This is a genomic window from Mesorhizobium sp. L2C084A000, from assembly GCF_000502875.1.
Taxonomy (GTDB): Bacteria; Pseudomonadota; Alphaproteobacteria; order Rhizobiales; family Rhizobiaceae; genus Mesorhizobium.
Genome location: NZ_AYWX01000005.1, coordinates 93,346 through 106,708 on the forward strand (window position 1 = coordinate 93,346; position 13,363 = coordinate 106,708).

A 13,363-nucleotide genomic window follows, 5' to 3' on the forward strand; every position below is an offset into this window, starting at 1 on the left:
GCAGTCTTGAGGCGCGCCCTCGCCGATGTCGGCGTTTTTTCGTTCCTCATCAACATCCTGCTATTGGTGATCCCCCTTTATCTCTTGCAGGTCTATGACCGCGTCCTGCCTTCCTCCAGCGTCGAGACGCTTCTTTACCTCTCTGCTATCGCGGTTCTCGCACTCGCCTTTCTCGGTCTCCTTGATGCGGTCCGCTCCGTTTACACGCAGCGCGTTGCAGCCATTGTCGACAACAGACTGGGCGCGAGGACATTCGCCGTCTCGCTGGAGGCTAAGTACGCTGCGGGAGCGGCCCTGTCTCCACTGCGCGACCTTGCCTCGGTATGCGCCTTCATCAGGTCACGTGGCGCGGCGGTCTTGTTCGACCTGCCGTTTGCTCCGTTCTTCCTCGCCCTGCTGTACCTCATCCATCCTTTGCTGTTCTGGCTTACGCTGGCGGGATCTGGTCTGTTGCTTGCGCTGGTCGTGGCAAATCAGTTTGCCATCGGCAAGAATGATGCCTTGTCGGCGGAACGCTCGGCTGTTGCCAGCCTGTCGGAGCAGGCCTTTGCCCGGAATGCAGAGACGCTGCGCGCCATGGGCATGATCCAAAACGCCGCGCGAGTGTGGGGAAGGCACGTGGCGGAGGCGCTAGTCCTGCATGACCGTTCGTCGATGGCCAACGCGATTTTCAGTGGAACGTCGCGAGCCGTACGCATGATGCTTCAGCTGGCAATACTGGGTGTCGGAGCATGGCTCGTGCTGCAAGGGAAGATGACGGCCGGCATGATCTTCGCGTCTTCCCTGGTGTCGTCCCGCGCGCTGCAGCCGCTCGACCAACTGATCGGGTCATGGCGGCAGATCGTCGACGCCAGACGATCGTGGAAGCGGTTGGACAAGGCGTTTTCCGCCCATCCGGCGCTTGCGCAAAAACTGACCTTGCCGGACCCGTCCGGCGAAATTGTCGTGCAGGGCCTCATCTTTGTCGCGCCGAACGCCACACCCGGCACCGAACCCATCATCAAGAGACTGAATTTCCGCATCGGCGCAGGCGAAGCGGTGGCGATAATAGGTCCGAGCGGAGCCGGCAAGTCCACCCTGGCAAGATTGCTTGTCGGTGCGATTCAGGCAACCAGCGGCTGCGTCAGGATTGATGGCGCCGATCTCAGAACCTGGGACGAGAAGCAGCTTGGCCGGCATATCGGATATCTCGCTCAGGAGGTGGAGCTCTTTCCCGGATCGATCGCGGAAAATGTCGCCCGCTTTGAACCCGATGCGAATGACGCCTCTATCGTCGAGGCAGCAAAGAATGCCCGGGCGCATGAGCTGATACTGGAGCAGCGAGACGGCTATCAGACCAGAATAGGTTCGTCGGACAGAACACTGTCGGGCGGCGAACGCCAAAGGATCGGGCTGGCGCGCGCTTTTTACGGCAATCCGCATGTTCTCGTTCTGGATGAGCCCAGTACCCATCTCGACGGCAGCGGCGAAGCCGCGCTCGAAGAAGTGCTTGCCGCCGCGAAAGCGGCGGGCGTTACGACAATCGTGATAACGCACCGCCCTTCGGTCGCCGCAGCCTGCGACCGCGTGATGCTTCTACGCAGCGGAGTGATCGCAGCCTTCGGTCCAAGCGGCGACGTGATGCGGCAGCCAATCGCCGGCATCGGCCTTGCCCCACAGCGCAGCATGGCGGTGACAGGGTCTTTTGCAACGACGAACCGCGGCACCCCTCATAGTGTCCGCTTTGGATCGTAGAAGATGACAGCACAGAGCCTCGTCCGGGAAGGCACAGCACGCACCGACATTCGCCGGGTGGCATTCGCCGGATACGCGGCAATGGCGATATTGATGGGTTGCTTTGGCTATTGGGCAGTCAGTGCACCGTTGTCCGGCGCGGTCATCACGCAAGGCATAATCTCGGCGACAGGCGGGAACATCCTCATCCAGCATCCCGAGGGCGGCATCATCCAAGAGTTGCTCGTCCATGAGGGTGATCGGGTGCAACAGGCCCAGGAACTGATCCTGCTGGATCGAACAGCCGCGCAAGCCGAACTCAACCGGCTGACGAGACAGTCGATCGCGTTGAAGGCCAGCGCCTCGCGGCTGGAGGCGGAACGCGACGGGTTGGATCGGCTTGCGCCAATCACAGAGGCTGCGCCGGCACCGTTCCAGCACAATTTCGAGGTCCTGGTTCAAGAACAGCAGAAGGAATTCAACGCCAGGCTCGCCCGATTTCGATCGGAACAATCGATCCTCAGGCAACGGGTTGCCATGCATCGCCAATCGGTCGTCGGGTTGCAGGCCCAGAAACAGGCCATTGAGCAACAGGCCGAAGTCGTGAAGAAAGAACTGGGCATCAAGACCAGCCTTTTGGACAAGGGCCTCACCAATCGCACTGAATATTCACAGCTTTTGCGTAGCGAGGCCGATCTCGTCGGGCAGGCAGGGGCGCTGGAGGCAAATCTTGCATCGGCCAACACCCAGATCGTCGAAGCGCAGCAGCAGATAGAGCGCCTGACCACGCAACGCGTGGAGGAAGCCCTGACGAAACTCGACGAGGTACGTTCTTCGCTGGCTGACATTGACGAACAGATGCGGGCATCCGAGGCAGTGCTGCGGCGGACGACGATCAAGGCGCCGGCGGCGGGCATCGTGGTATCGTCCACCTACAATTCCAAGGGCAGCGTGATTGCCCCCGGCGAGAAGATCATGGAGATTCTGCCTACGGCATCGGGCTTGATCGTCGATGCACGGCTGCCGCCGAAAGACATTGACCAGGTTCGTGTCGGCCAGCCGGCAAGACTGCGACTATCAGCGTTGAACATGCGGCTCACCCCCGAGATTTCAGCCATGGTGACACAGGTTTCCGCAGATCGGCTCATCGATCAGGCTACGCATGAACCCTATTTCCGCGCCAAGCTGAAGATTGCCGCCAACTTGCCGCCCGGCGTGAAAGCGGAGCAGCTTTACCCTGGAATGCCGGTAGAAGCGTTCATCGGCACCGGCGAACGGACTTTCTTCGAGTATCTCGTACGGCCGATGCGCGATTCCTTCGCGCGCGCTTTCACGGAGCGGTAGATGTTGCGGACCGCGCAATTTTGACCCTGGCCCTCACGCCACGCTCTTTCCGGCGCTCCCTCTCGCCTGCACGCCCGGCGCAAAAATCTCCTGATCGACGAAGATCAATGCCCGCATGGCGCAGCCTTCGCGGATCAGCGGCAGTTCGTTCGGCTCGGTGTCGAAGGAAATCGATTTGGAATGCTGGCCGCCGGCGGTCTGGGCAATCGCTTGCCGCAATGCCGGCTCGATCAGGTCGAAGGCGGCGGCGCTGACACCGACCATGGCGACCGGCGCCGGATCGATCAGCGCGAACAGGCTGCCGAGGCCGTAGCCGAGCGCTTCGCCGGCCTTGCGATAGGCTTCCCGTTCGGGTCCGTCACCTTCGCGGGCCGCGGCAGCCAGGGCGCGCATGTCGGCGTCGCTGACATCGGCGACGGGTTCTGCATCCTCGCCCATCTGCCTGGCGTTGCGCCAGATGGCGTAATTGCCCGCATAGGCTTCGACGCAGCCGCGCCGTCCGCAGCGGCAGAGCGCGCCGTTCGGCCGATGGATCATGTGGCCGAATTCGCCGCCCGAGGAATGGGTGCCGGTGAACAATTCGCCCTTCAGCACCAGGCCCATGCCGATGCCGTGCGACAAAAGGATAGCGATGAAATCGTCGCGGTAACGATCGGGGTCGCGCCACCGCAGCGCCACCGCCATCATGTTGCAGTCGTTCTCCATTATGGCGGGGATGCCGAACGCGTCTTCGAATATGTCAGCGAAGGCGATATCGGTGTGCGGCGTGATCGGCGACCACAGCATGGCGCGGGCACGGGTGTCGGTAATGCCCTGGATCGCCAGCGCGATGCGGGCGATGCTGCGCACGTCCAGGTCGGGATCTGCCAGGCGGCGCCGCACGATTGCCGTGCATTCACCGATCAGCGACTCGCGCGACATCGTCAGCGTGTCCAGCCGGCGCTGTTCCTCGGATACTACCTGGCCGGCATAGTCGATGACGGCGACGGAGAGGAAGTTCAGCGACAGCACCACGGTCATTACCGCGGCCGCTTCCGGATTGAGGCTGAGGCCGACCTGCGGCCGGCCGCGTTTGAGCGAGCCGGCCTCGCTCGGCTTGCTTTCGGTCAGGATGCCTTCGACGATCAAGTCGGAGGAAATCGCCGAGATGGTCGAATGGCTGAGGCTTGTGGTCGCGGCGATTTCGGTGCGGGACGGTTGTCCGGCCTGGCGCACGGCCGCAATTACCATCGCCCGGTTGCGGCGACGCAGATCGTCGTGGCGGATTCCGACCGACATGTTCTTTCACGTCCTCCCGGTCGCCGCGGTTCTTCCTGCCCTGGAACGCTGTCGGTGACGCAGGTAAATACTGGCAGAAGCTGCACGCCCTGTCATTTATTTATTCCGAGACTCGAAAAAAACTCGAAATGACATCAAAATCCATCAGAATCGATGTTGACAGCGTTCGGACGTTGGCCCAGTGTTTTTTCGAGGCTCGAAAAAATAGGGCTTCTGTGCCGGCCCTCGGGTCAGTTTGGTCGCGCCATACGCGGCGCAGGGAGGATAATATGAAAAGATTCACAGCCGCCATCCTGGCGGGTGCCGCCATGTCGCTGACGCTCGCGTCTGTCGCGCAGGCGAAGGACAAGGTCGTCGGCGTTTCGTGGTCCAATTTCCAGGAAGAGCGTTGGAAGACCGACGAGGCCGCCATGAAGACGGCGATCGAGGCCGCCGGCGACAAGTACATCTCCGCCGATGCGCAGTCCAATCCCGGCAAGCAGCTCACCGATGTCGAAAGCCTGATTTCGCAGGGCGCCAATTCGCTGATCATCCTGGCGCAGGACGCCTCGGCCATCGGCCCTGCGGTGCAGAAGGCGCTGGACGAAGGCATTCCGGTCGTCGGCTATGACCGGTTGATCGAAAACAAGGACGTCTTCTATCTGACCTTCGACAACAAGGAAGTCGGCCGCATGCAGGCCCGCGAAGTGTTCAAGGTCAAGCCGGAAGGCAACTACGTCTTCATCAAGGGCTCCGGTGCCGATCCCAATGCCGACTTCCTGTTCTCGGGCTCGATGGAAGTGCTCAAGGAAGCCATCGACAGCGGCAAGATCAAGAATGTCGGCGAAGCCTACACGGATGGCTGGCTGCCCGCCAACGCCCAGAAGAACATGGAACAGTTCCTGACCGCCAACGACAACAAGGTCGACGCGGTGGTCGCGGCCAATGACGGCACCGCCGGTGGCGTCGTCGCGGCGCTGACGGCGCAAGGCCTTGCCGGCACAGTGCCGGTCTCGGGTCAGGACGGCGACCACGCCGCGCTGAACCGTATCGCGCTCGGCACGCAGACCGTTTCGGTATGGAAGGACGCGCGTGAGCTCGGCAAGACCGCCGCCGAGATCGCTTCGCAGCTCGCAGACGGCAAGAAGACCGGCGACATTGCCGGCGCCAAGGACTTCACGACGCCGGGCGGCAACACCGTCAAGTCGCTGTTCCTGACCCCGATTGCCATCACCAAGGACAATCTCAACCTCGTCATCGACGCTGGCTGGATCAAGAAGGAAGAAGTCTGCACGGGCGTCGCTGCCGGCACCGTCGCGGCCTGCAACTAAAAGCTGGCTTGTGCCTGCATTCTCAACGCCGCGGCCCAAAAGCCGCGGCGTTTTCTCAAAAACTTTTGTGTTTCCGCATCATGCGGATAGCTTCTAGGCTGGGCTCCGGCATGCGCGTCAGACGGCCAGTCGGTGGGAGGAAATCATGACCGATACGACGTCCAACCCACAGGCCGATACGGCGCGCGCGTCGGAACTCGGGGCCGTCGCCCGGTTCCTGAAGGCGACCGAGATCGACACCCGCATGCTCGGCATGATCGGTGCGCTGCTGGTCATCTGGATTGGGCTGCATGTCATTTCCAGCCTGCGCCTGGGCGTCAACCCGCTCGATTTCGACAGCCGCACCTTTCTCACGCCGCGCAATCTGTGGAACCTGTCGGTGCAGACATCCGCGGTTGCCATCATGGCCTGCGGCATGGTGCTGGTCATCGTCATGCGCAACATCGACCTGTCGGTCGGTTCCGCCGAGGGCCTGATCGGCATGGTAATGGGATTTGCTCAGGTTCATTTCCTGGTGCGCTTTGTCGGGCTCGAACTCGGCAATCCGTGGATCTGGGTCCTGGCGCTGGTCATCGGCCTGGCGCTTGGCCTGTTGATCGGCGCCTTTCAAGGCTTCGTCATCGCCTATCTCGAAGTGCCCGCCTTTATCGTGACGCTGGGTGGCCTGCTGGTCTGGCGCGGTGCGGCCTGGTGGGTCACGTCAGGCCAGACCGTGGCGCCGCTCGACGCCACCTTTCAGCTGATGGGCGGCGGGCCGGCGGGATCGATCGGCGCGACCTGGAGCTGGGTCGTCGGGATCGTCGCCTGCCTCGCCGTGGTGTTTGGGCTGTTCAACGGCCGGGTGCAGCGCAAGCGTTTCCGGTTTCCGCTACGTCCGATCTGGGCCGAGACGCTGCTCGGAGTCGTCACCTGCGGCGCCATCATGGGCGCGGTCTGGCTCGCCAATTCCTATCCCTGGCCGATCGGCATCGTGAACAGATATGCGGCCGCCAACAACATCACCCTTCCCGAAGGCGGCCTGTTCATCGCCCACGGTATCGCCATACCGGTGCTGATGGCGGTCGCCGTCGGGCTGGTCATGACCTTCATCACCAACCGCACCCGCTTCGGCCGCTATGTCTTTGCCATCGGCGGCAATCCCGAGGCGGCCAATCTCGCCGGCATCAACACGCGCTGGATCACCATGAAGGTGTTCATGATCATGGGCGTGCTGGCCACGATCGCCGCGGCAATCTCCTCGGCCCGGCAGAATTCGGCCACCAACGTGCTTGGAACGCTCGACGAACTGCTGGTCATTGCAGCCGCCGTAATCGGCGGCACGTCGCTTGCCGGCGGATCGGGAACGATCATCGGCGCCATGCTGGGCGCGCTGCTGATGCAGTCGCTGCAGTCCGGCATGGTGCTGCTCGGCGTCGACTCGCCGCTGCAGAGCATCGTCGTCGGGGCCGTACTGGTCATCGCCGTGTGGCTCGACACCGTCTATCGCAAGCGCGTCTAGGAGGGCATGCCATGATTGACAAGACTGCTCCTGCAGCCACCGCGCTGATCGACATGAGGAACATCTCGATCGCGTTTGGCGGCATCCGCGCCGTCGACGACGCCTCGATCGATCTTTTCCCCGGCGAGGTCGTGGCGCTGCTCGGCCATAATGGCGCCGGCAAGTCGACATTGATCAAGATCCTGTCCGGCGCCTACAAGCGCGATTCGGGCCAGATCTTCGTCAACGGCGAGGAGGCATCGATCTCCAATCCACGCGACGCCAAGAAATATGGCATCGAGACGATCTACCAGACGCTGGCGTTGGCCGACAATGTCGATGCCGCCGCCAATCTGTTCCTCGGCCGCGAGCTGATGACCGCCTGGGGCACGCTCGACGACGTTGCCATGGAGGCCGAGGCGCGCAAGGTGATGGGTCGGCTCAATCCCCGGTTCCAGCGCTTCAAGGAGCCGGTGATCAAGCTGTCGGGCGGCCAGCGGCAATCGGTGGCGATCGCGCGTGCGATCCTGTTCAACGCCCGCATCCTGATCATGGACGAGCCGACGGCGGCGCTTGGTCCGCAGGAAACGGCGCAGGTCGGCGAACTGGTCAAGCAGCTCAAGTCCGACGGCATCGGCATCTTCCTGATCAGCCACGACATCCACGATGTGTTCGAGCTTGCCGACCGGGTCTGCGTCATGAAGAACGGCCAGGTCGTCGGCACCGCCCGCACCACCGATGTCACCCAGGACGAGGTGCTGGGGATGATCATTCTGGGCAAATGCCCGCCGGGCGCCATTCCCGGACCGGGCGCGCTGAAGATAGCGGCCTGAGATCGAGCCAGATCGCGGTTGCCGGACAAGTGATATGCCAGCCGTAAGGATGGCTTGGCCTTGGCATTGTGTTGGCACGGCGACTTGCCCATAAAGGTCCGACATTGCTCAGGGACCGCACGATCCGTTGAAGAAGCTTTTTCCGATCATCGCCTTTATCGCCGTCGCGCTGATCAGCATGGTGATGGCAGGTTTTGCCTATTTCGCCACGCAGGAAGCCGCGCGCATCAAGTTCGAGGCGACTGCCGACGATGCGCTCAACCGGATCGAGAGCCGCATCGACCTGCATCTGTCGCTGCTGCGCTCAACGCAGGCCCTGTTCGACGCCCGCAATGGCGATATTTCTCGCAATGAGTTCAAGGCGTTCTTCAACGCGCTCGATGTCGACAAGAATTTCGCCGGCTTGCGCGGTATCGGCTTCCTCAGGCTGGCAAAGGCGGGCGACGAGGCGACGGTCGAACGCGATATGCTGCACGATTATGGCGACAGTCATCCAATCTATCCGGATACCACTCAACCCTGGCGCACCCCTATCGTGCTGTTCGAACCGCTGGATCCATCCAATCAAGCCGGCATCGGCTATGACATGTTCAGCGAACCGGCGCGGCGTGTGGCGATCGAAAAGGCGATGTCCAACGACCAGCAGCACGCCAGCGGGCTGGTGCAATTGGGCCAGGACACGGGCGCCGCGCAGACGTTCACCGGCTTCTTCGTTTTCGTGCGGCTCAATGTCGAAACCGCTCCCGACGTCATCAATGCTTCGAGATCCTCGACGGCCGGTTTTCTCTATGCGGCCTTTCGGGCTCGCGATCTGTTCCAGACCGCGCTCAGCCGGTCGCCGTTGCTGCCGGTCAACACCGAAATCTATGATGGCGATGGTGCCGTGAACGGCGATAATCTGCTGTTCCGGTCGGAGACGCCGCCGGCGTCGACTTTCGGCGACAGGCTGCTGGTCACCCGAAAGATCATCGTCGCCGGACGGCCGTGGACTGTCCTGTTCCGGCCGACAAGCGCCTTCTCGCAGCCGTCGTCGCGCGCCATTCCGGTGATGCTGGGGCTGTTCGGCCTGCTGTTGGCGGGCGCCATCGCGCTGGTGGCGCGCTATCAGGAGCGGGCCTATGAGGCAGCGTCGCGATTGCACGAAACGACGGAAAAGAGCCTGATCGAAAAAGACCTGATGCTGCAGGAGATGAAGCATCGCATCAAGAATTCGATTACCAGGGTGCTGGCTATCGCGCGCCAGACGGCGTCGCGGGCTACCGACGTCAACGAGTTTTCCGCATCCTTCTCGGCCAGGCTGCAGGCGATGGCGGCGTCCCAGGATATGCTGACGCGCTCGCGCTGGCAGAAGGCCGATCTTGGCGATCTCCTGCGCATCGAGCTGGGTCAGGTGTTCGGCAAGGAGCTACCCGATGAGCTGTTGTCGGGACCACAGGTGCTGCTCGACGAAACCACGACGCAAGCGCTCGGCCTGACCTTCCACGAACTGGCGACGAATGCGCTGAAATACGGCGAAGCCGGCAATTCCGTCGGCGCGCTGAAAGTGGACTGGTCGGTCGAAGGGCGCGGGCGCGACAGGACGCTGGCTCTCAATTGGCGCGAAAACGGGCAGACCAAACTCGAAGCGCCAGCCAAGACCGGATTCGGCACCAAGCTGATCGATCTCAACGTGACGCGCGAACTGCGCGGTACGATTAAACGCGATTACCAGGCCAATGGGCTGAACGTGGAAATCAAAATTCCACTCGCCAACTGAGCGCGACCTTCACCCGAAAAGGATCAAGCGTCCAGACATGAAAAATCCGAAGGCCAGCGGACCGGCCTCCGGATCGACGTTTCGATGATCGCCGAATTAGTTGCAGCGAGCCGTGTAGATCCGGCCGCGATGATCGCGATATTGGCAATAGCCGTTGCGCAGATTGCGCACCAGCAGGCCGGAACCGGCACCAACGGCCGCGCCGATCAGCGCACCCTTGCCGCCGCCGACCAAGCCGCCGACACCGGCGCCGATCAAGCCGCCGCCAACCACGTCCTGCTCGGTCGAGGTGCAGCCGCTGACGGCAACCACCGCAACCAGTGCAATAATCATCTTCCGCATAGAGTCACTCCTCACTTTTTGTCCTCACTTGGTAAAGCTCCAGCTGCCATTTAGCATGAAATGACGGCCTTTGCTGCTGCAATCTATTGTTGGTGAAGATAGTCTTTTTCTGGGCGTGCCGCGTTCGACGCCATTACGAGGCTGGAAATTGCCAAAGACGCGTCAAGCGTACCATCGGCGCGCACATTCCAGACGATCTTATCATAGTCGTCTTCAAGCGCCGGATCGACGGCAAGGCATTTGGCGACGATGTTGTCAGCCTGCCCTTGCACGTCGCCCAAGGCGAACGGGCGTTCGGCCACGCATTGCTCGGCGCTCGCGAAAACGCTTCTGGGCACCTGGAGTTCACGGCAGTCGGCCATCGTGTTCGAGCAACCGATGACCAGCAGCAATGCAGCGATATGTTCCATGGCGGGAAGTCCTCTCGCCATAGTAACGGTCTACATTCGCCAAAGTTCCTGGCTCGCTGGGCCGGGCAGGGAAGTAAGAGGGCGACAATCGATTCTGTCACCGGCCGAAACGAGCTGGCCTCAGACCAATTGGTACAGGGCGACCACCGCGATCACGGCCAGCAGGCCCAGCGACAAGGCGCAAGGCCCCATTGGGAACAGGGGCCAGCGGTGGCGCGGATGCCTCGGAGTCCTCAAACTCGCCCATGGAAATCCGGGCGGCCTGCTCCAGTCTGTTCATGTCGGCAACCGTCAAGGCATTCCTCCCGCACCATGCTGCAATCCTGCTGCGGAAATGTTCGGTGATGCAACAAGTTCCAGCGGTATCTGGGAAAAACAGCATCTGCTTTTATGGTGAACAGCTGGTTAAGGAAGCTCGGGTCGCTCAATCCGTCTCGAAATTGCCGTGCGGAACGACAAGGCGGTACTCGAGACGGCCAGCCGCGATTTCGAGCGTCGCCGTTCCGTTCAGCGACGTCGGCACGACCCGTTCGAGTGCGACGCTGCCGAAGCGCTTCTCGCTACGCCTAACATCACTGGCTCCGATTGCCTCGGCCCATGTCAGGGACAGGGAGGTTCCCGTGTCGGCGGCGGTCAGGTTAGCTGTAACATCGACGAATCCATCGCGCCGCGACAGGGCGCCATAGCTCACCGAATTGACGGCGAGTTCATGCATCGCAAGGCCGATATGCAGGGCAGCGTTGGGATTGAGATAGGGGTTTGCCCCCTGAAATCTCAGGCTGCGAACCGGATCGCCGCCGTAGCGGCCCACCTGGCCCGATACGAGTTCGCGAAGTGCTGCACCCCGCCAGTTGGAAGAGGTCACGAGATCTTGGGACGAAGCCAGCGATTGCAGCCGGCCGCGAAAGCGTGTCAGGAAATCGCCGATGCTGTCGGAGTAGCGACCGGTTTGGGTGGCTATGCTCTGGATGATCGCCAGCAGGTTTTTGGAGCGATGGCTTACCTCCCGCAACAGCGTCGTCAGGGTCTGCTCGCGGCGCTTTTGCTCGGTCGTCTCGACCATTGTGGTGACGACGCCTTGCACCGTGCCGCCGTCGCCGTGGTCGGCATCGATCCAGACCTCAAACCAGCGGCTGCCATCCTCGACGGGAACGCTGATCTCGAGACGTTGGGGGTTGCCGGATGCAATGACGTCGCGCTTGGCCGCGCCGATGCGGTCGGCCTGCGCCTCCGGCAGAATACCGATGCTGTCGGTGGTGTCCGAAACCCAGGGCGCACGCATGTTGCGCGCCCATACGGTTTTCATCTCGCGATCCTGGTAGAGAACGGAAATGCCGGCATTGTGCAACGCGTGAAGAAGGGCGCGGCCGAGCTGCATGCCGCTTTCGGCAGGATGGAGGGCGATGACTTCATCGCTTTGCACGTCGTCCTTCCTGTTTCTGGTCCTGGAACCCATCGGCCAAACTGTCCACCCAATTCAGGCTGAACGGCTCACCGGTGAATGGGTTCCAAACAGGTTTCCCGAACCCGCCGCCAAAAAACGGTCCGCCGGACGGCGTCCTTTAGGACACCGCCCGGCGGTGGCTGGAAACCGTTTGAGGGGTGCGGCTTCCAGTGTTCGGCCGTTCGTTGTTATGAAGCCCGTTTGAACAGGCCCGCAAGAAGCGAAATGACCAGGAAAGCGAGGAAGATGAAAAACAATATCTGCGCTATGCCGGCAGATGTACCGGCGATGCCGCCGAAACCAAGCGCGCCGGCGATGATCGCAACGACGAGAAATACGAGCGCCCAGTAAAGCATGATGCATCTCCTTCGAATGGTGCGATAAAAACGTGGGTGGCTGCGGTTTGTTCCCACCCTTTGCCGAAAAAGACCGAGCTTGCAAATCGTTCAAGCAGGAAGCGCGCAGGAATTTCACCGTCGCCGCCCGCGTGCATCAGGCGGCACGATTACCACTTCCCCAATTCACGACTATGCGGCGGCTTTCGCCTGGCGGTCAAAGAACAGTGCCTGGCTGATCAGCGCCTTGACCATGTCGGGATTGAACGGCTTGGTGACCAGAAAGGCCGGTTCCGGCCGTTCGCCAGTCAAGAGGCGCTCGGGGAAGGCGGTGATGAAGATGACCGGCACCGACGTCGATGACAGGATCTCGTTCACGGCCTCGATGCCGGAACTGCCGTCGGCAAGCTGGATGTCGGCCAGCACCATCTTCGGCCGTGTCTTGCCGAACATCATCACTGCCTCGGCATGGGTGCGCGCCGTTCCAACGACGCGGTGCCCGAGGCTCTCTACCATTTCTTCGATATCCATGGCGATCAGTGGTTCATCCTCGATGATCAGAACGTCGGTTGCCACCTGACGGGATATCTCGTTGCTCGCCTGGGCAAGCAGCTCTGAAAACTCCTGGTCGCCGACGTCGAGGATCTCAGCCGCTTCGTCCTCGCTGAAGCCTTCGACAGCCACGAGCAGAAAGGCCTGACGAGGCCGCGGCGCGATCGCATTCAGATTGGCGGCGGTGCGCTGTTCCCACGCCGATTGCGCCTGCTCCTGCGGGACGCGGATGGCGACGGATGTGAACAGCTTGGCGAAAACCTTGTACAGCGCGATGCGGTCGCTCGATGCTTCGGGAAATATCTCGATATCGGCGATGATGGCCTCGAGCATCGCGGCTACCAGCGCATCACCACTCTCTTGCGACCCGGAAACAGCCCGCGAGAAGCGGCGCAGGAAGGGCAGATGTGGTGCGATGGTGGCGGATAAGCTCATGGTAAGACGTCTCCCTCAGAATGACGTGATTGCATAGGTCAAGCTGACTGCAAGCCCTGACGTTAACGCGGATTTTTTGAAAAAGTTCCGCCTCGACGGAACAAAAGCCGGGGAGTGGCGTTTGTGGTCGGGAT

12 protein-coding genes are annotated in these 13,363 nt (G+C 61.7%); 6 read left to right on the forward strand and 6 right to left on the reverse strand.

What is annotated here, in order from left to right:
- The first annotated feature begins 6 nt into the window (after positions 1 to 6).
- A complete protein-coding gene (locus X735_RS152810; RefSeq protein WP_245273207.1) occupies positions 7 to 1,734 on the forward strand; it encodes a type I secretion system permease/ATPase in 1,728 nt (575 codons plus the stop codon).
- Positions 1,735 to 1,737: 3 nt separating this feature from the next.
- On the forward strand, positions 1,738 to 3,057 hold the full coding sequence (locus tag X735_RS152805) for an HlyD family type I secretion periplasmic adaptor subunit (protein ID WP_023810988.1): 1,320 nt from the start codon (positions 1,738 to 1,740) through the stop codon (positions 3,055 to 3,057).
- A gap of 33 nt (positions 3,058 to 3,090) precedes the next feature.
- On the opposite strand, the gene X735_RS152800 is transcribed toward X735_RS152805, so the two are convergent.
- On the reverse strand, positions 3,091 to 4,335 hold the full coding sequence (locus X735_RS152800) for an ROK family protein (RefSeq protein ID WP_023810989.1): 1,245 nt from the start codon (positions 4,333 to 4,335) through the stop codon (positions 3,091 to 3,093).
- Positions 4,336 to 4,604: 269 nt separating this feature from the next.
- Here X735_RS152800 and xylF point away from each other — a divergent pair, with 269 nt between their 5' ends.
- From xylF to X735_RS152780, 4 genes are all read left to right on the forward strand, one after another.
- Positions 4,605 to 5,645 carry a D-xylose ABC transporter substrate-binding protein gene (gene xylF, locus X735_RS152795; RefSeq protein ID WP_023810990.1) on the forward strand — a complete coding sequence of 347 codons (1,041 nt, stop codon included), beginning with the start codon at positions 4,605 to 4,607 and terminating at the stop codon, positions 5,643 to 5,645.
- A 145-nt stretch (positions 5,646 to 5,790) separates the two neighbouring features.
- Positions 5,791 to 7,143: a sugar ABC transporter permease gene (locus X735_RS152790; RefSeq protein ID WP_023810991.1), complete on the forward strand. Its 1,353-nt coding sequence runs from the start codon at positions 5,791 to 5,793 to the stop codon at positions 7,141 to 7,143.
- An 11-nt stretch (positions 7,144 to 7,154) separates the two neighbouring features.
- Positions 7,155 to 7,955 carry an ATP-binding cassette domain-containing protein gene (locus X735_RS152785; RefSeq protein ID WP_023810992.1) on the forward strand — a complete coding sequence of 267 codons (801 nt, stop codon included), beginning with the start codon at positions 7,155 to 7,157 and terminating at the stop codon, positions 7,953 to 7,955.
- Between the two features lie 127 nt (positions 7,956 to 8,082).
- Complete coding sequence (locus X735_RS152780) at positions 8,083 to 9,711, forward strand: CHASE domain-containing protein (RefSeq protein ID WP_023810993.1); 1,629 nt, start codon at positions 8,083 to 8,085, stop codon at positions 9,709 to 9,711.
- A gap of 96 nt (positions 9,712 to 9,807) precedes the next feature.
- Here the strand turns inward: X735_RS152780 and X735_RS152775 are convergent, their stop codons facing one another.
- From X735_RS152775 to X735_RS152755, 5 genes are all read right to left on the reverse strand, one after another.
- Complete coding sequence (locus X735_RS152775) at positions 9,808 to 10,053, reverse strand: membrane lipoprotein lipid attachment site-containing protein (protein ID WP_023810994.1); 246 nt, start codon at positions 10,051 to 10,053, stop codon at positions 9,808 to 9,810.
- 83 nt (positions 10,054 to 10,136) lie between these two features.
- On the reverse strand, positions 10,137 to 10,463 hold the full coding sequence (locus X735_RS152770; protein WP_023810995.1) for a hypothetical protein: 327 nt from the start codon (positions 10,461 to 10,463) through the stop codon (positions 10,137 to 10,139).
- Positions 10,464 to 10,887: 424 nt separating this feature from the next.
- The gene (locus X735_RS152765) at positions 10,888 to 11,919 is read right to left on the reverse strand and encodes a sensor histidine kinase (RefSeq protein ID WP_023810996.1); all 1,032 of its coding nucleotides are present in this window, start codon (positions 11,917 to 11,919) and stop codon (positions 10,888 to 10,890) included.
- 176 nt (positions 11,920 to 12,095) lie between these two features.
- The gene (locus tag X735_RS1000000167475) at positions 12,096 to 12,263 is read right to left on the reverse strand and encodes a DUF1328 domain-containing protein (RefSeq protein ID WP_013529282.1); all 168 of its coding nucleotides are present in this window, start codon (positions 12,261 to 12,263) and stop codon (positions 12,096 to 12,098) included.
- A gap of 171 nt (positions 12,264 to 12,434) precedes the next feature.
- Complete coding sequence (locus X735_RS152755) at positions 12,435 to 13,229, reverse strand: response regulator (protein WP_023810997.1); 795 nt, start codon at positions 13,227 to 13,229, stop codon at positions 12,435 to 12,437.
- Positions 13,230 to 13,363 lie beyond the last annotated feature (134 nt).

What these genes read in the sequence shown, in the direction of transcription:
- X735_RS152805 (WP_023810988.1), top strand. Translation starts at nt 1,738, where the DNA reads ATGACAGCACAGAGCCTCGTCCGGGAAGGCACAGCACGCACCGACATT.
- X735_RS152785 (WP_023810992.1), top strand. Translation starts at nt 7,155, where the DNA reads ATGATTGACAAGACTGCTCCTGCAGCCACCGCGCTGATCGACATGAGG.
- X735_RS1000000167475 (WP_013529282.1), bottom strand. Translation starts at nt 12,263, where the DNA reads ATGCTTTACTGGGCGCTCGTATTTCTCGTCGTTGCGATCATCGCCGGC.
- X735_RS152765 (WP_023810996.1), bottom strand. Translation starts at nt 11,919, where the DNA reads ATGGGTTCCAGGACCAGAAACAGGAAGGACGACGTGCAAAGCGATGAA.
- X735_RS152770 (WP_023810995.1), bottom strand. Translation starts at nt 10,463, where the DNA reads ATGGAACATATCGCTGCATTGCTGCTGGTCATCGGTTGCTCGAACACG.
- X735_RS152790 (WP_023810991.1), top strand. Translation starts at nt 5,791, where the DNA reads ATGACCGATACGACGTCCAACCCACAGGCCGATACGGCGCGCGCGTCG.
- X735_RS152775 (WP_023810994.1), bottom strand. Translation starts at nt 10,053, where the DNA reads ATGCGGAAGATGATTATTGCACTGGTTGCGGTGGTTGCCGTCAGCGGC.
- X735_RS152800 (WP_023810989.1), bottom strand. Translation starts at nt 4,335, where the DNA reads ATGTCGGTCGGAATCCGCCACGACGATCTGCGTCGCCGCAACCGGGCG.
- xylF (WP_023810990.1), top strand. Translation starts at nt 4,605, where the DNA reads ATGAAAAGATTCACAGCCGCCATCCTGGCGGGTGCCGCCATGTCGCTG.
- X735_RS152755 (WP_023810997.1), bottom strand. Translation starts at nt 13,229, where the DNA reads ATGAGCTTATCCGCCACCATCGCACCACATCTGCCCTTCCTGCGCCGC.